General features: G+C 54.7%; 21 protein-coding genes. 9 read left to right on the top strand and 12 right to left on the bottom strand.

Annotated features, from left to right (window positions below; genetic code table 11):
- The first annotated feature begins 136 nt into the window (after positions 1–136).
- Together GQF03_RS13175 and GQF03_RS13170 are read left to right on the top strand one after the other, a co-directional pair.
- Entirely contained in the window at positions 137–910 is a 774-nt protein-coding gene (locus GQF03_RS13175; protein WP_161339763.1) for a hypothetical protein, read from the top strand.
- Entirely contained in the window at positions 900–2,396 is a 1,497-nt protein-coding gene (locus GQF03_RS13170; RefSeq protein WP_161339762.1) for a M48 family metalloprotease, read from the top strand. The genes GQF03_RS13175 and GQF03_RS13170 overlap by 11 nt, the downstream gene beginning before the upstream one ends.
- Before the next feature lie 21 nt (positions 2,397–2,417).
- Here GQF03_RS13170 and GQF03_RS13165 read toward each other — a convergent pair whose 3' ends face one another.
- The 5 genes from GQF03_RS13165 to secA form a co-directional block, all read right to left on the bottom strand.
- Entirely contained in the window at positions 2,418–3,233 is an 816-nt protein-coding gene (locus tag GQF03_RS13165) for a hypothetical protein (RefSeq protein WP_161339761.1), read from the bottom strand.
- Between the two features lie 122 nt (positions 3,234–3,355).
- On the bottom strand, positions 3,356–3,853 hold the full coding sequence (locus tag GQF03_RS13160; protein ID WP_161339760.1) for a CarD family transcriptional regulator: 498 nt from the start codon (positions 3,851–3,853) through the stop codon (positions 3,356–3,358).
- A gap of 279 nt (positions 3,854–4,132) precedes the next feature.
- Entirely contained in the window at positions 4,133–4,471 is a 339-nt protein-coding gene (gene fdxA / locus GQF03_RS13155) for a ferredoxin FdxA (RefSeq protein WP_161339759.1), read from the bottom strand.
- Positions 4,472–4,585: 114 nt separating this feature from the next.
- Positions 4,586–5,044 carry a tellurite resistance TerB family protein gene (locus GQF03_RS13150; protein WP_161339758.1) on the bottom strand — a complete coding sequence of 153 codons (459 nt, stop codon included), beginning with the start codon at positions 5,042–5,044 and terminating at the stop codon, positions 4,586–4,588.
- A 31-nt stretch (positions 5,045–5,075) separates the two neighbouring features.
- Positions 5,076–7,757 carry a preprotein translocase subunit SecA gene (secA, locus tag GQF03_RS13145; RefSeq protein WP_161339757.1) on the bottom strand — a complete coding sequence of 894 codons (2,682 nt, stop codon included), beginning with the start codon at positions 7,755–7,757 and terminating at the stop codon, positions 5,076–5,078.
- Between the two features lie 335 nt (positions 7,758–8,092).
- Between secA and GQF03_RS18925 the strand changes: the two genes are divergently transcribed.
- A complete protein-coding gene (locus tag GQF03_RS18925; RefSeq protein WP_161339756.1) occupies positions 8,093–9,061 on the top strand; it encodes a peptidylprolyl isomerase in 969 nt (322 codons plus the stop codon).
- A gap of 63 nt (positions 9,062–9,124) precedes the next feature.
- Here GQF03_RS18925 and GQF03_RS13135 read toward each other — a convergent pair whose 3' ends face one another.
- Positions 9,125–9,565, bottom strand: coding sequence for a DUF1178 family protein (locus GQF03_RS13135; RefSeq protein ID WP_161339755.1), 441 nt, complete (start codon positions 9,563–9,565; stop codon positions 9,125–9,127).
- Positions 9,566–9,660: 95 nt separating this feature from the next.
- Here GQF03_RS13135 and GQF03_RS13130 point away from each other — a divergent pair, with 95 nt between their 5' ends.
- Entirely contained in the window at positions 9,661–10,170 is a 510-nt protein-coding gene (locus GQF03_RS13130) for a class I SAM-dependent methyltransferase (protein WP_161339754.1), read from the top strand.
- Positions 10,171–10,176: 6 nt separating this feature from the next.
- Here the strand turns inward: GQF03_RS13130 and GQF03_RS13125 are convergent, their stop codons facing one another.
- The 3 genes from GQF03_RS13125 to GQF03_RS13115 are packed head-to-tail and all read right to left on the bottom strand — an operon-like array spanning position 10,177 to position 12,117.
- Complete coding sequence (locus GQF03_RS13125; RefSeq protein WP_161339753.1) at positions 10,177–11,031, bottom strand: carbon-nitrogen hydrolase family protein; 855 nt, start codon at positions 11,029–11,031, stop codon at positions 10,177–10,179.
- An 18-nt stretch (positions 11,032–11,049) separates the two neighbouring features.
- Positions 11,050–11,310 carry a glutaredoxin 3 gene (grxC, locus tag GQF03_RS13120; RefSeq protein ID WP_161339752.1) on the bottom strand — a complete coding sequence of 87 codons (261 nt, stop codon included), beginning with the start codon at positions 11,308–11,310 and terminating at the stop codon, positions 11,050–11,052.
- Between the two features lie 45 nt (positions 11,311–11,355).
- The gene (locus GQF03_RS13115; protein ID WP_161339751.1) at positions 11,356–12,117 is read right to left on the bottom strand and encodes a ComF family protein; all 762 of its coding nucleotides are present in this window, start codon (positions 12,115–12,117) and stop codon (positions 11,356–11,358) included.
- 113 nt (positions 12,118–12,230) lie between these two features.
- Here GQF03_RS13115 and GQF03_RS13110 point away from each other — a divergent pair, with 113 nt between their 5' ends.
- Entirely contained in the window at positions 12,231–13,127 is an 897-nt protein-coding gene (locus tag GQF03_RS13110; protein WP_161339750.1) for a methyltransferase domain-containing protein, read from the top strand.
- A gap of 160 nt (positions 13,128–13,287) precedes the next feature.
- On the top strand, positions 13,288–13,677 hold the full coding sequence (locus tag GQF03_RS13105) for a MarR family transcriptional regulator (protein ID WP_161339749.1): 390 nt from the start codon (positions 13,288–13,290) through the stop codon (positions 13,675–13,677).
- 194 nt (positions 13,678–13,871) lie between these two features.
- Here GQF03_RS13105 and mutT read toward each other — a convergent pair whose 3' ends face one another.
- The 3 genes from mutT to ubiG all read right to left on the bottom strand — a co-directional run bounded on the left by mutT (position 13,872) and on the right by ubiG (position 16,355).
- On the bottom strand, positions 13,872–14,288 hold the full coding sequence (gene mutT / locus GQF03_RS13100; RefSeq protein ID WP_161339748.1) for an 8-oxo-dGTP diphosphatase MutT: 417 nt from the start codon (positions 14,286–14,288) through the stop codon (positions 13,872–13,874).
- Entirely contained in the window at positions 14,288–15,520 is a 1,233-nt protein-coding gene (gene argJ / locus GQF03_RS13095; protein WP_161339747.1) for a bifunctional glutamate N-acetyltransferase/amino-acid acetyltransferase ArgJ, read from the bottom strand. Before argJ ends, mutT begins: the two co-directional genes overlap by 1 nt.
- A gap of 73 nt (positions 15,521–15,593) precedes the next feature.
- Positions 15,594–16,355, bottom strand: a complete 762-nt coding sequence (ubiG, locus tag GQF03_RS13090; protein WP_161339746.1) for a bifunctional 2-polyprenyl-6-hydroxyphenol methylase/3-demethylubiquinol 3-O-methyltransferase UbiG — start codon at positions 16,353–16,355, stop codon at positions 15,594–15,596.
- A gap of 184 nt (positions 16,356–16,539) precedes the next feature.
- Between ubiG and GQF03_RS13085 the strand changes: the two genes are divergently transcribed.
- The 3 genes from GQF03_RS13085 to ptsP are packed head-to-tail and all read left to right on the top strand — an operon-like array spanning position 16,540 to position 21,070.
- Entirely contained in the window at positions 16,540–17,760 is a 1,221-nt protein-coding gene (locus GQF03_RS13085) for an aspartate kinase (RefSeq protein ID WP_161340803.1), read from the top strand.
- Between the two features lies 1 nt (position 17,761).
- A complete protein-coding gene (locus GQF03_RS13080) occupies positions 17,762–18,805 on the top strand; it encodes an NAD(P)H-dependent flavin oxidoreductase (RefSeq protein WP_206376006.1) in 1,044 nt (347 codons plus the stop codon).
- Entirely contained in the window at positions 18,806–21,070 is a 2,265-nt protein-coding gene (gene ptsP, locus GQF03_RS13075; protein ID WP_161339745.1) for a phosphoenolpyruvate--protein phosphotransferase, read from the top strand. It abuts the gene before it with no gap.
- Positions 21,071–21,120 lie beyond the last annotated feature (50 nt).

The following is a 21,120-nucleotide window of genomic DNA, read 5'->3' as shown; positions in this document are numbered from 1 at the left end:
GTATATTTTAAAATATCAACTTAAAATGTAAAAAAATATTTATACAAAAAAATAGTGTATAATAATTTTCGCAGTCAGGTCGCGTAATACTATTGATTGAACATCGTATTTTTCCCAGACTACCAGCGGAGGAAGGATGCGGGCAGTTTGGATAATTCTGGCATTATTGGCGCTGGGCTCTAGCGGACTCGCGGATCCGGCCGTAGGGGTCTTTCATGCCGACCGGATCGACGGGGATCGTGTCATTACCCGCGAAGATGTCCGCGTTTCCTTTTATGGTGTCCGCATGGTCGGGAAAGAAACCGATCCCGCGCTCCATCAACGCGCGGTCAGGTTCCTTACGGAGGCCTTCGACACACTGCCGTTTCGGCTGGACGACGCGGTATTTCGCGAATCAGGCATCGGGGTCAATCGCTATGGGGATCGCCAGGGCATGATCCTTCTTGCTGATGGCCGCTGGCTGCAAGAGGAACTTGTTCTGCGCGGTTTCGGCCTGTGGAACGGCGCCGCGGGTTATCCACTGCCGTTGCGGGAACGACTTATCAGGGCCGAAAATGCGGCGATGATCGAAAAGTCGGGGATCTGGCGTCGGTTTTCCATTATCGATGCCAACAGGCCGCCCAAAGCTTACTGGAAGGGGGAGTTTATCATCGCGGAGGGAACCATTCGCGATGTCTACAGAAGCCCGTCAGTGACCTATCTGAACTTTGGGGATGACTGGCGGACGGACTTCACGGCAGCGATTCCGGCGCGGGCGCGAAAAAAATTTGAAGCCGGAGGCTGGAAGTTGGCCGACTTAAAGAATAGATCAGTTACTATACGGGGCAGGGTGCGGTTTTATAACGGACCTTACATGGAGCTCGATTTTCCGGAGCAGTTGGAAAGAGAAGAGGTGGCTGGTGAGGGATAGCAAGGCATCGAAAGTTCGCAAAACGCGCGGTCGTCCGCTGCGTCTGTTTGCGATTGCCCTGATCGCATTCAGCCTACTGCCAACAAGCAAACCGGCCAATGCCGACCTGATCGACAACTTTTTCTCTATTTTCGAGCCGGGGGACGATCGCAGTATCGGGGCGAAACAGCATCCCCAGATCGTCGCGCAGTTCGGCGGAGAATATATCAAGGAGGGCCTTAACGACTATATTCTGGATATTGGCTTGCGGCTCGCCTTCGTTTCTGAAATGCGGGACCTGCCCTGGCGGTTTACGATCCTGAATTCCCCTGTCGTCAATGCCTTCGCGATTCCCGGCGGATATGTCTATATCACCCGCGGTCTGCTCGCGCTTGCCAATAATGAAGCGGAGGTCGCAGGCGTGCTGGCCCATGAAATCGGCCATGTAACCGCGCGTCACGGCGCCGCACGTCAATCCAGGGCGACGGGCATCGGTCTTCTGGGGGCGCTTGCCGGCATCCTTACGGGCAGCTCCGTCGTCCATGAACTGGGGCAGCAGCTGGGCGGACTTTATGTTGCGAACTATTCCCGCGAACAGGAATACGAAGCCGACCAGCTCGGCGTCAAGTATCTGGGGCTCGCCGGTTATCCGCGGGACGCCATGGCTGATTTTTTAAAGCGGATGGAAGCGCAAACGAAATATATGGCGGCCGTGACCGGAAATTCCGGAGGTGGGAGCTTTGATTTCTTCGCATCGCATCCCCAGACCGAAGACCGTATTGATCGCGCAGAAGCCTCGGCCGCGGCGAATGCAGACAATCTTGAACGCGAATATGAGAAAAGCCGCTATCTGACTGAGATTGACGGAATGCTCTATGGCGATGATCCGAAAGAGGGAATTATCCGTGGCCGCGAATTTCTGCATCCCGACCTGCGTTTCAAGTTTACGGCCCCTGAAGGATTCCAGCTGATTAATTCCTCCCGCGCCGTATATGCCGTTGACGGCAAGGGTAGCCAGATGGTTTTCGATATCGCCATGTGGAAAAGCGAAAACCAAAGTTTGGCGGATTACCTGAGCCGGGAATGGCTGGCCAAGATCGATGTGCCCTCCGTCGCGATGACCGACGTCGGCGGCGCGCCGGCAGCAGTATCGCGGTTCGCTTTGGATCGGAACGGCACGAGGTATTATCTGACGGTCGTTGCGATCGACTTCGGGGGCGGCAAAGTTGCTCGCTTTATCTACCAGACGACATCCGCGAATACGGATCTTCAATCCCGGTTCACCCAAAGCTATAAGAGTTTCCGGCCCATGGATGCGGCGGAGGCGGCCGCTATCAAGCCGGTAGTAATCGCCATCGGGACGGTACGGGAGAACGACAGCCTTGAGACGATCCTTGCCGGTATGGCGGATATCGTAAAGGACAAAAAGGAGTTATTCCTGCTCCTCAATCCGGCATTTGAAGATGGCGTCCCGCCGGCGGGAGCGCTTTATAAGGATCTGAAATAACGGCCGGCAGCAGGCCGGCCTTCAGGGATCGATACTGACCTGATCCGCGATCTCACCATCGAGGGTAAAGCAGACCGCCTCAAGCGAGCCGTCAAAGCCGCAACCGCCATCAATAGTGGCTGTATAGGGCCCCACCGTAACGCCGCGATGCAATTTCTCATATCCGCGGATGACCTTTCTGAACCCGCAATAGGGCGAGGAAATCTCCTTGAAGTGACGGTTTCCCCACCAGAAGCTGTCATTCTGTTCGATAACCGGGAGGTTTGGATCAAGACCGGCATGAACGAACAATAATTCTCCGCCCTGAGTATAGGCGGCGCGGCGGAGCGCGACGAAAATTTCACTATGCCCCGGATGCGAGCGGACCTTTTCGCGAAGACGGTTCGTCCATTTGGTTGTGGCCAGAATGCCCTCGCGAATATACTTTTTCGCCTCTTCTGCCGAATCACCATAGGCTTTGAGCGTCGCTCCGATATCATTTGCTATCATCCAGTCGAGGACGCTTGCGGGTTGCGGCGCGAGCTGAATTTGCAGGAGACTGCGCCAAATCTCCTCCTGGGCGCCTCGCAGAAAAACGATATCCTCCGGGATCATGCCTGGCAGGCAAAGGCGGTTGATGCGAAAGGCGAGGAGTTCGTCGAGAACTTCCTTTATCGCTCCGCCGCGGCCCAGATAATTTCCAAGGTATACAAGTCTGTCGCCATGTTCCCAGCGTTGGGAGATTTCGTCATGTAGCGCGATCAACGCTCCCGCTTCGCCGTTGATCGAGGAGATTGCCCAAACCCGCTTCGCGGCGCTCAAACATCCGAATTTTTCTTTATATTTTCTCGACTTCATGGTTGCTCACAATGAAACCAAGCGGGAAGCTTGGCAAGTCCCATGGTCATTTTTCGGAAAATTTAAACAAAAAAAGCCCGGAATCGCTTCCGGGCTTTATCTGCAATTGCCATGGTCGAAAATCAGGCGACTTTCAAAACCTTCTGGACCTTCTCCGTCGCGGCATCCGCCTCGATCTGCTCGACGACGGCAAGTTCACGGGAAAGACGCGCAAGAGCCGCCTCGTAGATCTGGCGTTCGCTGTAGGACTGATCCGGCTGGTCGTCGCTGCGGTGCAAATCACGCACAACCTCCGCAATCTGAACCGGATCGCCTGAATTGATCTTTGCTTCATATTCCTGGGCGCGGCGGCTCCACATTGTCCGTTTGATCCGGGCGCGTCCCTTCAATGTATCCAGCGCGGACTTCATTTTCTTTGGCGTTGAAAGCGCACGCATGCCGACGTTCTTGGCCTGTTTCACGGGCACGCGAAGCGTCATTTTTTCGTGCGCGAAATCAACGACATAAAGTGTCAGCGACATGCCGGAAATTTCCTGTTCTTCGATACTGATAACCTGTCCAACACCGTGGGTCGGATAGACCACATGATCCAGCGGTGCAAAATCCATTTCTTTTGTCATTGAAGTCCTTCTCGTCAACCTTGGGAAATCCCAAATCCTTGCAGCGACGCAAAAAAAAGCAGCTGCATTTACAGCGCTGCAGAATTTCTTGCGTCAAACATTAAAAAATAGGCCATGCCATACTCAATGCAAATAGCCGTCACAGCCATTTGCACGCCACCCCTACAATAACAAACCTAATGCATGAAAGGATAATAGCACAATTTAGAGCCAATAGCTAATATTGTTATATAGATTGTGCTTGCCTGGCGTTTTTCAAGTGCAAAGGGGGGAGGAGGGTTATCCTTCCCCACCCGGTTTTGGACTGAAATCTTCGGGATATTTATTTGGTTTCCCGTTCCATTCCTCGGAGTCGGCAGGCGGCTCGCCCTTCTGCGTGATGTTCGGCCAGATTTCCGAATATTCGCGGTTGAGTTCCAGAAACTCCTCGGCCGCCTCTTCGGTATCGGGCAGGATGGCATCGGCGGGGCATTCCGGCTCACATACACCGCAGTCGATGCATTCGTCCGGATGAATGACAAGCATATTTTCACCTTCATAGAAGCAGTCGACCGGACAGACCTCCACGCAGTCCATGAATTTGCAGCGGATGCAATTTTCGGTAACAACGTAGGTCATTTATTTTCTCCAGCCTGTTCGTCAAAGCAATAATACGATGATATGGGTCTTTCCTTACGGATTATCGCTAATATTGAGGAAAAACAACCCCAAAATCAGCGGACGGCGGAAAAATCAATCGTCTTCGATCCCGAGGCGCGCCACAACCCGTTTCCGGGCGTCTCCTCGATCTCGGTCACTGACATATATCAAGCCCGCAATCCTGCGGACGAGATTGGCTTCGAACTTGCTGAGTTTGCCGTCGGCATAGGCAATCTCCCAGAGCATTTCGATCATCTGCACCCGTGTCTCGATGGGAAAACTGTCTTTGACCGTGCGGGTGAAGTAAAAGAGTTGCTCTGATTCTGCCTGTGCTTTTTCTGCGACGCGCACCAGATCGCGGGCTTCCGTGTCACTTATTCGATAGTGACGGACAAGGACGTTGACAATCGCGTTTCGCTCTACGTCCTGATAGTCATCGTCGGAGAGGGCGGCCTCAATCAGAAGAGCCGCGGTGGCGATATGCGCCTCGTCCTGTGTTGTTGGGTTTGCCGACGCGCCGTCGGATAAAAGGGACTTTAGAAACGAAATCATTATTTACCTGTGCCGGGTTTCCACGCCGCCCTTAAACACGACCGTGACATTGCTTGAATTTTTTACCGGACCCGCAAGGGCAGGGCGCGTTGCGCCGAACCTTGCCCCAGTTTTCGGCATTGTCGTCGGTAACGCTCAATTCTGCCGTCTCAAATTCATTTTCTCCCGTCACGGGATCGATATGGGTGGCAACCATTTCCTCTTCTTCGGGCTCCGGTCGGCGAATCTGTTCCGCCGGATTCTGAAGCTGGACATGCGAGAGGTAGGTTGTTACCGTTTCGCGCAGCTGATTGAGCATCAACTCGAACATGTTGAAGGCTTCGCTCTTGTACTCGTTGAGCGGATCTTTCTGCGCATAGGCACGAAGCGACACGCCCTGGCGCAGCTGGTCAAGCTGCAAGAGATGTTCCTTCCATGCCTGATCGAGAATTTGCAGCAAGATGCTTTTCTCGACCATTCGCATGACTTCCGGGCCGTACCTTACGGCCTTTTCCGCCATCATGCGATTGGCGGCGTCCTTGAGGCGGTCCCGGATTTCTTCATCCGCAATACCCTCTTCATTCGCCCAGTCTTCAATCGGCAGATCGAGTGCAAGGACGCGTGCGGCCGCGAGTTTGAGCCCTTCAACGTCCCATTGTTCCGGATAGGCCTTTGGCGGAATATGTTCCGTCACCATGTCTTCGATGACTTCTTCGCGCATCGTTGTAACCGTCTCGGACACATCCTGAGTGTCCATCAATTCGATGCGTTGTTCGTAGATGACCTTGCGCTGGTCATTCATCACATCGTCAAATTTCAGCAGGTTTTTGCGAATTTCATAGTTTCGCGCCTCGACCTTCTGCTGCGCCTTCTCAAGCGCCTTGTTGATCCAGGGGTGAACGATGGCCTCCCCTTCCTCCAGACCAAGTTTCCGCAGCATGCCATCCATGCGCTCGGATCCGAAAATCCGCATCAGGTCATCCTGAAGAGAGAGGAAGAAACGCGAGGTTCCCGGATCGCCTTGACGACCTGAACGACCCCGGAGCTGATTATCAATACGGCGGGATTCATGGCGTTCCGTGCCGATCACAAAAAGACCGCCGGCCGCCAGAACCTGTTTGCGCTGTTCGGCAATTTCCGCCTTGACTTCGGTCGCAATTCTTTTGATTTCCGCTTCGTCCGTAATTTCGGCTGTCCTGCTGGCGATCGCCATTTCCTCGTTGCCGCCAAGCTTGATATCGGTACCGCGACCGGCCATGTTGGTGGCGATTGTCACCGCGCCGATACGGCCCGCCTGACTGATGATTTCGGCTTCCTGTTCATGATAGCGGGCATTCAGTACCTTGTGAGGTATCTTTTTCTGCTTCAGCAGCCCCGACAGCATCTCGGATTTCTCGATGGATACGGTGCCGACCAGAACCGGCTGGCCTCGCTTCAGGCAATCATCGATGGTTTCGACAATCGCCCCGTATTTCTCCTCCGCCGTCCTGTATACCTCGTCATCCATGTCCTTCCGCGCGACAGGTACGTTCGTCGGTATCTCAATAACCTCGAGGCCGTAAATTTCAAGAAACTCGTCCGCTTCCGTCGCGGCGGTACCGGTCATGCCGGAAAGCTTGTCATAGAGGCGGAAGTAATTCTGGAAGGTTATGGAGGCGAGGGTCTGGTTTTCCGGCTGGATGGTCACCTTTTCCTTCGCCTCGAGAGCCTGATGCAGCCCTTCCGAATAGCGGCGGCCGTCCATCATGCGGCCGGTGAACTCGTCAATTATGATCACTTTGTCATTCTTGACGATATAGTCCTTGTCCTTCTCGAACAGTTTGTGGGCCCGAAGTGCCTGGTTCAGATGGTGCACGATCGAGACATTCTCGACGTCATAGAGATTGCTGCCCTTGAGGAGGCCCGCAGCATCCAGAACCTTCTCGATATCTTCCGCACCGTCTTCCGAAAAGCCGACTGTCTTCGTTTTCTCGTCGACCTCGTAATCTTCTGCCTTGAGATTCGGGATCAGCGCATCAATCGCCATGTAAAGCTCGGAGGAATCCTCGGCGGGGCCGGAAATGATCAGGGGTGTCCGTGCTTCGTCGATCAGAATGCTGTCGACCTCGTCGACGATCGCGTAATGAAAGCCGCGCTGGACCATCGCGGATCTCTCGTACTTCATGTTGTCGCGGAGATAATCGAAGCCGAATTCATTATTGGTGCCGTAGGTAATATCGGCGGTATAGGCGGCGCGGCGTTCCTGATCGTCTAGACCGTGAACTACGCAGCCAACACTGAGGCCGAGCTTTGCATAAACCTGTCCCATCCACTGGGAATCGCGCTTGGCGAGATAATCGTTCACGGTCACCACATGAACGCCTTTTCCTGTTAGCGCGTTTAGATAGACGGGAAGGGTGGAGACCAGCGTCTTACCTTCACCGGTCTTCATTTCCGTGATCTTTCCCTGATGCAGCACGATGCCGCCGAGAAGCTGGACATCGTAATGCCGTTCCCCAAGGGCGCGCGACGCGGCTTCCCGGACGCACGCAAAGGCTTCAGGAAGGAGATCGTCCAGCTTTGTCCCTCCCGCCAGACGGTCGCGGAATTCCTGGGTTTTCGCCATCAGTTCGGCGTCGCTTAGCGGCTTGATCTTGTCTTCAAAAGCGTTGATTTCGTCAACCTTGGTTCGAACAAGCTTAAGAGCCCTGTCATTCGGGGACCCGAACAACTTCTTGGCAATGGAACCGAACATATCTGACTAAACTCCAGTCATGGGTTTGCTTTATTCTGGATATGCGCTTTCACGCAGGCGTTATTGTATTTGTAAAAATAGCCCCACCACAGTGGAAAAACTATCTTTACAAATATGCAGACAGATAAGGGGCTAGGGCAGTCATGTCAATCTATCCGGCATGGCGGCGCGCAATAAGGGGTAAAATTGATGGCAAAAATAAGGAAATATTCGGCTCAACCGATGAATAGGTTGTTATAGGGCGAAATATTACTATATTCGCTGGAATTCCTGGCGCGCGGCAGGGCATTTTCGAACCTTGCCGACACGCAAACATTGATTGGGGCTCTAGTATTATGAAATCATTACACTATTTCTCTCTGGCCGTGATTGCGGTCCTGTGCTTGGCTATCGGATATTATGTCGGATCGCAAGGGGCCTCGATGTCCGGCATGGATCTGGTCGCTTCCGACAGCGAGATGAAAGAAGAGGGCGAGCGGACCGCGGAAGCAGAGGGCGAGATTCTGGCGACCGTCAACGGAAAGAACATTACGGAGGCGAATGTGGCACAGCTATATGCCTCTTTACCGCCCCAGTACCGCCAGGCACCCATGGCATTCATCAAGGATCAGTTGCTGCAACAGTTGATCAGCATGGAAGTGATCTCACAGGCTGCCGCCAAGGAAAACCTAGATACGCATGAAGAATTCAAGGACCGCCTTGACACGGTTCGCACGCAATTGATGCAGGAATTCTTTATTAAAGCGAAAATCGATGAACTCGTGACCAATGAGCTCTTGCAGCAAGAGTATGACAAGAGTGTCGCCGATTTCACGCCGCAGGAAGAGCTTCACGCCCGTCATATTCTTCTCAAGACCGAACAGGAAGCAAACGACATCATCAAACTGCTTGACGATGGGGGCGATTTCGCTGAACTCGCGAAGGAATATTCAACAGGGCCTTCCGGTCCGAATGGCGGCGACCTTGGTTTCTTTTCAAAGGAAAGAATGGTCCCCGAGTTCGCCAATGCAGCGTTTGACCTGAAAGACGGGGAGTACAGCAAGACGCCCGTTCAAACACAATTCGGCTACCATGTGATCAAGGCGGAAGAACGCCGCAATACCGCGCCGCCGACCTTTGAAGAAAAACGGGCGGAGCTGCATTCGGCGGTCAGCAATTCGGTAATCGACAAGCTGATTGAAGAGCTGAAAGCCGATGCCGAGATTATCCTCATGACGCCGGCGGAAGAAAAGAAGGCCGAGGAAGCCGCAAAGGACGGCGCCGCTGAAGAGGGCGCTAAAACGGAAGAAACCAAGAAGGAATAGTCTTCTGTGCCGGCTAAAAAAAGGGCCCGGATTTCCGGGCCTTTTTCTTTCACCAAACTGCGTTCAGGCGTCGGTTGTCGGTATCCAGGGAATTTCTGCAACCTCGACACCTTCTTCACGAAGTTCCTGGCTTTCCTCCGGCGTCGCTTCTCCGTAAATTCCGTGCCGCTCGACTTCCCCGTAATGGATCTTGCGGGCTTCTTCGGCGAAACGCGTTCCGACGTAATCACAATTTTCTTCAACGGACTGACGCAGTTGACGCAGCATCGTCATGGCCATCGCGGCCTGATTGATTTCCTTTTGCGCGGTTTCTTCCCGTCGCGACGCGGTCAGGGCGCCTTTACGCGGAACCGCGGGCGCCATCGGCGCCTTGCTGATTTTCGTCGATCCGCAAACGGCACAAACAATAGCCCCCGCGTCCGCCTGTTCATCAAAAGAGGCGCTGTTTTTAAACCATGCTTCGAACGCATGAACATTTTCGCATTTAAGGTCGTACTTGATCATCCGCACAATTTCCATGCCAACAAGACACTCATCTGTTAAGAAATAATCGATTCCCTGCTAAACACAAGACCTTGCTTCTCGGAAAAGGGAGTTTCATGCACCCACCGTCGCCCTGGATAGAAAAATTTTCGCCTCTTATACCGAAATCCGGACCGGTTCTCGATGTCGCCTGCGGGAGCGGGCGTCACAGCCTCTTTTTGCTTGAAAAGGGGTATCGCGTCGTTGCTGTCGATTTGGATATCGAGGCCATCGCATCCGTCCCAAAAACGTCCGGCCTCTCCATTGTGAAAGCGGATCTGGAGAAAAATCCATGGCCGTTTGCGCGCGACCAATTTACCGGGATTGTCGTGGTCAATTATCTCTGGCGACCATTGTTTCCGGATATCTGCCGGTCCCTGGCCCCGGGCGGTGTCTTGCTTTACGACACCTTCGCCCGTGGAAATGAGAAATACGGTCGCCCGCGTAATCCCGACTTTCTTCTGAAGCCCGGCGAGCTTAAAGAGGTCTTGCGTGAGTCGCTTGAAATAATAGATTTCTTCGACGGCTATGTGGAAACGCCGTCTCCCGCCTGCCGACAAATGGTGGCGGCAAGACGGCCTGCCTAGCTGCCTTTATTCGGCGGCATTTGCCACTGCTTCCGATGCATCCAGCGTGAACTCGCGGATATTCCTCAAATTCGGGATCTGCTGCCGTCTTTTACCCACTTCCGCAGTATCGATTTTCGCGGTGATGAAGCAGGGTTCTTCCGCTGCTTCCGCGAGAATTTCACCCCAGGGATCGATGATCAGGGAATGGCCGAATGTCCGGCGTTTCTCCGAATGCTGGCCGCATTGCGCCGGGGCGATGACGAATGCGCCATTCTCGATCGCCCGGGCGCGAAGCAGGACATGCCAGTGGGCGCGCCCGGTGGTTGCCGTAAAGGCGGCCGGCACTGTCAGGACGCCGGCACCCGCAAGTGCGAGTTGCTGATAGAGATGCGCAAAGCGAACGTCGTAACAGACGGAAAGGCCAAAGGGGATCCATGGGGTTTCCACCAGCTGCGCGGAGTTCCCGGGGGCATAGGCGCGGCTTTCCTTATGCGTTTCGCCATTGCTGAGCTCAACGTCGAACATATGGACCTTGTCATATTGCGCGGCGATGCTGCCATCGGGACGGATCAGGAAGGAACGATTGGCAAGCCGATCATCATCCGGCTTTTTTATAACAAGCGAGCCTGCCAATATCCATTTGCCGGTTTCCTCCGCAAGGACGCGGAAGGCCTTGAGGGTGACGTCATCGTCCTGCAACTGCGCCTTGGCGCGTGCCTCCACCTTGTTTGGCTCGAGCATATTGGTGACTTCCGGCGTCGCGATGACGTCGGCTCCGGCGGCGGCCGCCTCGCGGATCAGGGCTGTCGCGACGTCGAGATTTTCCTGAACGTCGCCCTTGCTCGTCAATTGAATGCAGGCCGCGGTGAATGATGACATTCTTGTTTCCTCCCGGGATCAGGCTATCCCTAATATTTGATCGAGCTTGCCGTTGGCATCGAGCATATGGATATAGTCGCTGTCGCCGATATGCTCTCCATCGACAAAAATTTGCGGGACGGTACGGGCGCCATGCGAACGTTGCGTCATCTCTTCACGCAGATCTCCTGCCATCGTCACATCAATTTCCTTGTACTTTATCCCTTTGCTGTTAAGCAATTTTTTCGCGCGGGCGCAAAAAGGGCAAAACATCGTCGTGTAGATTTCTATGTTTTTCATGACTGGTTACTTAACTCAATAAAAGTGGATGCACCCTTAATCGCATTATATAGCGGTGTTCGTCGCGCGAACAACCCGGCTGAACGTCAGCACATCAACATTTGCCGCACCGGCGGAAAGAAGTGTCTTGCTGCATGAATTGACCGTCGCGCCGGTCGTCAACACGTCGTCCACTAACACTATCCGCGCATTTTCGGGTAACTCCCGGCGGGCAGGATTGATTTCAAACACCCCCTGGACGTTACGAAGGCGCGCCTTCGCACTCAATCCACCCTGCGATCTTGTTGGGCGCTTTCGGATGATAAGATCGGGGATGGCGGGCTTTCCCGACAGTTTGGAAAGCTCGCATGCAAGGAGGGCAGACTGGTTGAACCGGCGTTGGATCAACCGGCGATGATGTAACGGGACAGGGCATATGATATCGCAATCGCGCAACAGCTTTTCGCCCGCGCGGTACATCCAGTTGGCAAATGCGGGCGCGCGGTTCGTCTGGTCTGCATGTTTGTATCCCAGAACCATGTCGCGGCTCGCGGTGTCATATTTAAGAACCGCCCGTGCCCGCGTATAAGCCGGCGGCTGTTTCAGACAGGCGCCGCAAACCAGGCCATTTCCGGCATTATATTCGAAGGGAAACCCGCAGGTTTCGCAAAATGGTGCGGAAATATAGGTCATGTCGGGCCAGCATTGCGCGCATAGATTGCCGGCCGTGTCGATCGGCTCTGCGCAATTTATGCAACCCGGGGGGAAGACTGCATCAAGGGCGGTCTTCTGAAGTTGATTTAAAAGGCGGGTGGCAGAAATCGACATGATGCGGAAACTATACCGGAGGAAATGATAAAAAAATATCTATAAAAAGCGGCAATGGCATCACCGTCATGGGTTTCATTGCAACCGCGAGAGGGAAGTGTAATAAAAGACGAATGAAAAAGCCGATTTCCCTAATTCAGCCAGAACATATTCTCTTTGACCGGCGCGCGGTTGCCGCTCACCGCCGTCGCGCCGCCGCTTTGAACTGGCCGCGGCACCGGTTTCTGTTCGATGAAGTGGCGTCGCGCCTGGCGGAGCGGCTGCTGGACATAAATCATTCCTTTAAGATCGCTCTTGATCTTGGGGGACGGGACGGTCTGTTGGCGCGCCACCTTACCGCAATGAAAAAATCCGAGTGGATCCTCCGGACGGATTTATCCGCCGCAATGCAGGGAACGGCAAAGGCCCCTTTTGTTGTGGCGGATGAAGAGTTTCTGCCCTTCAAACCGAACTCCTTCGATCTTGTTGGAAGCGTGCTAAATCTGCACTGGACGAATGATCTCCCGGGTGCGCTTTCCCAGATCGCCAAAATCCTGAAACCCGACGGGCTCTTTCTTGGTGCCCTGTTCGGTATCGAAAGCCTCAAGGAATTAAGAGCCTGCCTGTTGGACGCGGAATCGGAGGTGATGGGTGGCGCAAGCCCGCGGGTTTCCCCCTTTACGGAAGTGCGCGATGCCGGCGCGCTCCTGCAGCGGGCCGGATTGGCGCTGCCCGTTACCGATATGGATGTGATCACGCTAAAATACCCCCATCCTTTTGCACTGATGCAGGAACTTCGGGGTATGGGCGAAGCCAATGCGTTGCAGGCGCGTCAAAAGACGTTTACAAGCCGCCGTGTTTTGATGCGCACAGCGGAATTATATATCGAACGCTATGCGGATAACGACGGCCGCATCCCGGCAACATTCCAGATTATCTATATGACCGGTTGGTCACCCCATGAAAGCCAGCAGAAACCACTTGCGCCCGGTAGCGGCCGGACAAGCCTGAGCGACTATCTCGAAAGCTAGAATGTCGCTTCGGTCGGCATCGAAATAAAAACTTTTCGTAATCGCCGGTTGCCATCTATGGTCGTTTCAGTTGATATTATTAACTATAAATTTATTAATATCGGATCGCGGGTTAGTTTGTCGAATGCGTACACTCATTGAAGTTCTGAGCGGACGTCGGATGACGCCCGAAGAATACAGGATCATCAAACATTTTTGGACCCAGATCCGGGCCATTCAGGAGCGGCGGGATTCAAGCGTGACCAAGAATCGCTACCTGATAGGGGCGGCAATGGCCCATCGACGGATTCATCAACGCGAAATCGATCTCGAAACACTGGCTTCCCTGACGGGACTCGGGCGGTCCAGCCTTCATAAAACCCTTAAATCAATGGTGGTGGATAACCTGATCCGGCTTGAAAAAGATCCGGCCGACCGGCGGCGGACTTTAGTCCGTCCAACACCCCAATATACAAGCCTTTCCCTCGATATGTACGAGGAAACGCGAGATCTCATAAAGCAAACGTCAAGACGACTTATAAAAGGCGCTGAAGAAAATGACCACAAATAGCAACAAAAACAGTTGCTATATTTGGTCTTTTCGTTTGTAATTTCTAATGTAAACCTGAATGAAGAAGGGGCGTTTGGTGCCTGTCCCTGATTCGTACTCGCAAATGTGAGTAAAGAGGTTACTTGGGCCGGCCTTTGGATGAGGAGAAAATCCAAACGCCGGCCTTTTTCGCCGGCGGCTTTGAGGCTGTTTCCCTACAGCAAGTCGCGAAGCATGGCGATTAGCGGCACATCTGCCGGCGGCATATCGTAATCGCCAAGGCGCGCCGCGCGAACCCATTTTAAGGTCTGCCCTTCTGTTGGCCGCGGAATTCCGTTCCAGCGACGGCAGACATATAGCGGCATCAACAGGTGAAAATTTTCATAGCAATGGCTCGCGAAGGTGAATGGCGCGAGGCAGGCTTCGGTTACGTCGATCGCCAACTCTTCTTTGAGTTCCCGAATGAGGGCCACTTCGGGTGTTTCGCCCGTTTCCACCTTGCCGCCCGGAAATTCCCAAAGCCCCGCCAGGCTTTTGCCTTCCGGGCGCTGGGCGATAAGAACCCGGTTGTCATCATCGACAAGCGCGACCGCGGCCACGAGGATTGTCGGAAGCGGTGTGATTGACGTCATCAGCTTCGATAATCGGCGTTGATATCAATATAGCCATGGGTAAGGTCGCAGGTCCAGGCAAACGCGCTGCCGCTCCCGACGGCGACATCCACTTCAATCTCGATTTCCCGGCCTTTCATATAAGGCGTAACGTCTTCTTCCCGATAGGAAGATGCGCGACCGCCATTTTCGGCAATTAGCACGCCCCCGATCTTCAGGCTCATCCTGTCGCGGTCCGCCTTCTCGCCGGATTTGCCTACCGCCATGATCACCCGGCCCCAATTGGCATCCTCCCCGGCGATCGCGGTTTTTACCAGGGGCGAATTGGCGATCGCGAGGGCTATGGTCTTGGCCGAGGCGTCGCTTTCCGCGCCTGTTACTGTTACTGTGATAAACTTGCTCGCGCCTTCGCCATCGCGTGCGACCTGCTGGGCAAGGTTCGTCATCACGTCTTTCAGCGCACGTTTGAAATCGTGAAGGACGACATCATCGTATGATTCCGGCAGGTCATTGTCGGCCTGCCCGGTCGCAAATAGCAGAACGCTATCGCTTGTCGACGTATCGGAATCGACGGTCACGCAGTTGAAGGTCTTTTCATTCGTCTCGCTCAGGAGGGATTGCAGGGCGTTGGCGGGGATTGCCGCGTCGGTAAACAGGAAGGCGAGCATCGTGGCCATATCCGGCGCGATCATGCCCGATCCCTTGGCAAATCCGGCGATTGTCACCTCGGTTTCCCCGATTCTGGCGGTGCCCACGGCCCCTTTCGCAAAGGTATCCGTTGTCAGAATGCAGTTCGCGGCGGTTTCCCCGCCATCCGCCGACAGAGTCTCGGCAAGACGCGGAAGAAGCCCGGTAATTTTCTCTGTGGGAACCGGATCTCCAATCACGCCGGTCGAGGCGATATAGATCTGTTCGGGAGTGGAGGAGAGAAGCCGCGCGGCCGCGGCCGCGGTTTCTTCAACAGTCCTTACGCCCGCGGTGCCGGTGAATACATTGGCAATGCCGGCGTTGACGACCAGACCCCGCGCCGTGCCGTTGGACAGGATTTTCCGGTCCCAGTCTACCGGAGCGCCAGGCATCGAATTTTTCGTAAAAACTCCGGCAACTGTCGTTCCGGGCGCGAATTCCGCCAACATGACATCATCGCGGCTTTTGTAGCGCATTCCCGAATTTCCACAGGCAAATCGCACACCGGCGATTTCGGGAAATGACGGGAAGGCGGCAGGCGCAAGCGGTGACTTTTTTAACGGCATGGCGGATCTCTCGATAGAAAGCTATCCAATTACGGCAAAGGGCTGCCTTCGGTCAATTCCGAATTGCGATCGCTCATTCAGGATTTACAGCCGCCAGCATATAATTGACGCTGAGATCCTTGCCGATGCGCCAGCGATCTTCAAACGGGTTATAAATCGCCCCCGAGATATCGCGAACGACAAGACCGTTTGCCCGGACGAGGCGCGCGACCTCGGAAGGTTTCAGGAATTTTTTCCAGTTATGCGTTCCTTTGGGCAGCCAGCGTAAAATATACTCTGCTCCGACAATGGCGAAGGCGAAACTTTTGGCCGTTCTGTTCAAAGTCGCGATAAACATAATGCCGCCCGGCTTGAGAAGGGTGCTGCAGGCTTCAACAAACCCCGCGATATCGGCTACATGCTCGATCACTTCCATGTTCAGGATAACGTCGAATTTCTCGCTGGCCGCGGCGAGTTCCTCAGCCGTGCTATGCCGATAATCGATCTTCAGGCCGGATTTTTCTGCATGAAGGGCGGCAATCTGGATATTTTTCTCTGACGCGTCCGCCGCCACGACAGTCGCACCGAGACGCGCCATGGGCTCCGACAGCAACCCGCCGCCGCATCCGATATCCAGAATTCGCAATCCATCGAACGGTTTAAGTTTGACGACGGCGCTATCGAGCTGCAGGCCAAAATGGTCAATGACGGTATCGCGGATGTAGCCGATGCGAATCGGATTGAATTTGTGAAGCGGTTTGAATTTCCCGTTTTCGTCCCACCATTCATCCGCCATTGCAGCGAAATTGGCAATTTCGCCGGGATCCACTGATTTCGCCTTTGCTGCATCACTCATATTCGTCTCGTTCCCGAACGGGTTATAAAAAGTCAGCTATATTGCAATAAATTAATTGCGGCGCTTGCCCCGCACCCCTCGTTAAGTATAAGTATACGCTCCTTTTGAACCAAAGGGTAATTGTGACTTTTGCATAATATTTTGGAACCTTCGCTTGATGCGCGAAGGGAGAGGTAATGCGGCCATGGCGCGGCTGGTGATGAAATTCGGGGGAACTTCGGTCGGTTCGGTGGAGCGGATCAAGAATGTCGCCCAAAAAGTCAAAAGGGAAGTCGATGCCGGTCATGAGGTCGCGGTCGTTGTCTCCGCGATGTCCGGCGAGACAAACCGACTGGTTGATCTTGTGTCTGATGTCGCGAGTTTGCATGATGCGCGCGAATATGACGTCGTGGTGTCGAGCGGCGAGCAGGTGACCGTCGGACTTCTTTCCCTTGCACTTCAGGATCTCGGGATTTCAGCGCGGTCGTGGCTGGGCTGGCAGGTTCCCGTCAAGACGAACGCGGTCCATGGCGCCGCGCGGATCGAGAGAATAGACTGTGCAGAGATCATCAAACGTTTCGATGACAAGCAGGTTGCGGTCTGCGCGGGCTTTCAGGGGATAGGGTCGGACAACCGCATTACCACCCTCGGCCGTGGGGGTTCAGATACGTCGGCCGTGGCGCTTGCGGCGGCACTGGAAGCGGATCGCTGCGATATCTATACAGATGTCGACGGGATCTACACGGCGGATCCGCGGATCGCGACAAAGGCCGCCAAACTTGATAAAATCACTTATGAAGAGATGCTGGAGCTGGCGTCGCTCGGCGCCAAGGTGCTGCAAACAAGATCCGTCGAGATGGCGATGAAGCACCGCGTGAAGCTGCAGGTTCTTTCCAGCTTCGAAGACTTACCGGGAACATTGGTTGTAGATGAGGAAGATATCGTGGAACATCAGGTTGTAAGCGGCGTAACCTATACCCGTGATGAAGCCAAGGTGACGTTGCAGCAGGTCGCCGACCGGCCCGGCGTCGCCGCGAATGTATTTGGCGCACTGGCAGATGCGAACGTCAATGTGGATATGATCGTTCAGAACGTCTCGGAAGATGGCAAGGCAACGGATCTGACCTTCACGGTCGGCCGTAAGGAAGTGACCCAGGCGCTGGCGGTTCTCGAAAAGCTTAAAGGAAAAGTCGATTGCAAGGCCGTCGTCCCGGACCCGAATGTTGTTAAGGTATCCATTGTCGGCATGGGCATGCGCAGTCATGCCGGCGTGGCAAAAACGATGTTTGCTGCCCTTGCGGAGAAGGGAATAAATATTCAGGTCATCTCAACGTCAGAGATCAAAGTAAGCGTTTTGCTCGCTGAGGAATATACCGAACTTGCCGTACGAACGTTGCATACGGCCTTTGGACTGGATGCAGCGTGACATGGGTGATCTTGTGATGAATGGCGCGAAGTGCCTTGAAGCTGCCTGGAAGCGCGGATGCGATTTTCTCGGCACCAAATACGCCATACTTGGCGGTGCGATGTCCTGGGTGTCCGAACGCAACCTCGTGGCGGCGATTTCCAACGCAGGCGGGTTTGGCGTGATTGCCTGTGGTGCGATGACGCCGGAATTGCTCGAAACGGAAATCAAGGCGACGCAGACGCTGACCGATAAACCCTTCGGCGTCAATTTGATTACAATGCATCCGGACCTCGACAAACTCGTGGATGTATGCCTGAAACTTAAGGTCGGGCATGTGGTTCTGGCGGGCGGTGTCCCCTCAAAGGAAACCATTCTCAAGGTGAAGGAGGGCGGGGCAAAGATGATCTGCTTTACGCCCACTTTGGCGCTCGGGAAAAAACTGATCCGTAGCGGCGCTGACGCACTGGTCATCGAGGGAATGGAAGCCGGTGGTCATATCGGCCCGGTCTCCACCAGCGTCCTTGCGCAGGAAATCCTGCCCAATATCACCGATGTACCGGTCTTCGTGGCCGGCGGCATCGGCCGGGGGGAGGCGATCGCCACCTACCTTCGAATGGGCGCATCGGGATGTCAGCTCGGGACGCGGTTCGTCTGTGCCTTCGAATCCATCGCGCATCCGGACTTCAAGAAGGCGTTCATTCGCGCGAATGCCCGTGATGCCGTCACGACGGTTCAGGTTGACCCGATGTTTCCGGTTATTCCGGTTCGCGCTCTCAACAATGACGGCGGCATGAAATTCATCGAGACCCAGCATGAAGTGATCGCGAAATACAAGGCGGGCGAGATGGATCTTGAAGCCGCCCAGCTTGCGATAGAGCATTTCTGGGCCGGGGCCCTTCGCCGTGCCGTTATCGAAGGGGATGTGGCATACGGCTCCGTGATGGCGGGACAAAGCGTCGGTATGGTCAAAAAGGAGCAGTCAATCGAGGAGATCATGGAAGAACTCGTCGCACAGGCGCGGGACTCTTTCGACAATCATGGAGATCAAAGGAACAGATCATAAATGAGCGGTCTGGGGATCAGTGCACCGAGACTGTTGTTACGCAGGCTTCACCAGGTTATGGCGGGGCATGGCGACGCAGAACAGCGCCTGAACGAAATCGTCCGCCTGATCGCGAGCAATATGATCGCCGAGGTTTGTTCCTGCTATCTCCGGCGGGCGGGAGACGTCCTCGAACTCTACGCGACGGAAGGGCTGAAAAAGAATTCCGTCCATCAGACCCGCCTCCGCTTTGGCGAGGGGCTTGTCGGCGATATCGCCGCGCGGGCCCGGCCACTTAATTTATCAGACGCGCAATCGCATCCGCAATTTGCGTATCGGCCGGAAACCGGGGAAGAGGAATATCACTCGCTTCTCGGTACACCAATTTTGCGCGGCGGGCGCGTTATCGGCGTTCTCGTCGTACAGAACCGTACGCGTCGAACCTACACCGATGAAGAAGTCGAAGCGTTGCAGACGGTCGCGATGGTGGTGGCGGAACTTGTCAGTTCCGAGCAGATGGTCTCGGCAACAGAATTTTCCGATACCGCCGGAAACGCAACTTTGCCCCATCACATCAGCGGCCGGGTATTGGCTGAAGGATTGGCCTCGGGCGATGCCTTGCTGCATGAGCCGCGGATCGAAGTTCTGCGCACCATTTCGGAAGACCGGGCGAAGGAGCTGGCGCGGCTTAACTCTGCGGTCAGCGCCATGCAGAGCACCGTCGATAAGCTTCTCAACGCGACGAATACACTGTTCAGCGATGAATCGAAGGATATCTTCGAAGCTTACAAGATGTTCGCCCATGACAAGGGTTGGCTGAAAAAACTGCAGGATGCGGTCAACACGGGTCTCACTTCGGAAGCGGCAATCAAGCGTGTCCAGGATGACACGCGGGCACGGATGAAGGAAATCACCGACCCCTACCTGAGGGAGCGGCTGTCAGAGCTTGACGACCTTGCGAACCGGCTTTACCTCCATCTCGATGGCCATACGCAAATCGATCGCCGTAATCTTGAAAAGGATACCGTCGTAGTCGCCCGGAATATGGGCGCTGCGGAATTGCTCGATTATGACCGGCGGCACCTGAAGGCGCTCATACTGGCGGAAGGAACAAGATCGAGCCATGTGGCGATTGTCGCGCGGGCGCTTGGCGTCCCGGTTGTCGGTCAGTGCGAGACGATAATCGACAATGTCGAGCAGGGTGATTTCGTGCTGGTCGATGGCGAGCATGGCCAGGTTTTTCTGCGGCCGGGCGAAGATGTGCAGCAGGCGTTCGCCCAAAGCCAGCAGCAACGCGCCCGGCGTCAGGCGAAATATGCGGCGCTTCGCGACAAGCCGAATATTTCGAGAGACGGCATTCCCCTTCAGTTGAACGTCAATGCTGGCTTGTTGATCGACATCGATCACTTTCCCGATCTCGGGGCAGACGGCATCGGATTGTTCCGGACGGAACTGCAGTTCATGGTGCGCTCCCAGATGCCGAAGGTCGACGAGCAGACGGATCTATACTCGCGGGTGCTCGACAAGATGGACGGGAAACCTGTCGTCTTTCGCACCCTCGATATCGGCGGCGACAAGCTGCTGCCCTATTTAAAAACGAAGCCTGAGGAAAATCCCGCGCTTGGGTGGCGCGCCATCCGCATTGGCCTTGATCGTCCCGCTCTCCTGCGCAGTCAGCTCCGGGCCCTCGTGCGCGCTGCGGCGGGTCGGGACCTTTCGCTTATGTTCCCGATGATCGCCGAAGTGTCGGAATTTCAGGAAGCCAAGGCGATCCTGAACAAGGAAATCGAACGGGCCGCGCAACGCGACAGTGGCCCGCCGAAGAGCGTGAATGTCGGGACGATGATCGAGGTGCCCTCTATTGTCTGGCAATTGCCGCATCTCCTGGCGGAAGTCGATTTTATCTCGGTCGGTTCGAACGATCTGATGCAATTCTTTTTTGCCATCGATCGCGGCAATCCCAAGATCAGCGACCGCTATGATACGTTGAGTCCAAGCCTGCTGACGCTGCTAAGAAATATTGCGGAACATTGTGAGAAGGCAGGCAAGCCCTTCTCGATATGTGGCGATATCGCCGGTCGTCCGTTGGAAGCAATGGCGCTGCTTGGATTGGGATACCGCAACTTCTCGATGTCAGCGGAGACCCTCGGGCGGGTCAAGGAAATGGCGCTCAGCGCCGATATAGGCCGGCTGGAAAATTTCGTCCGCGGCCTGTGTCATTCGCGCGATCATTCCGTGCGGGATCAATTGCGCGCTTTCGCGCGTGATCACTCGATCATTATATAAATTATTGCAGTTTCCTTATTTTCGCCGATAATGGCGGGCAAGCTGTTGAG

The sequence above is a fragment of the Sneathiella chungangensis genome (assembly GCF_009882935.1).
Taxonomy (GTDB): domain Bacteria; phylum Pseudomonadota; class Alphaproteobacteria; order Sneathiellales; family Sneathiellaceae; genus Sneathiella; species Sneathiella chungangensis.
The sequence above is the reverse complement of the archived record's forward strand: the minus strand, read 5'-3'. Positions and strand labels throughout refer to the sequence as shown.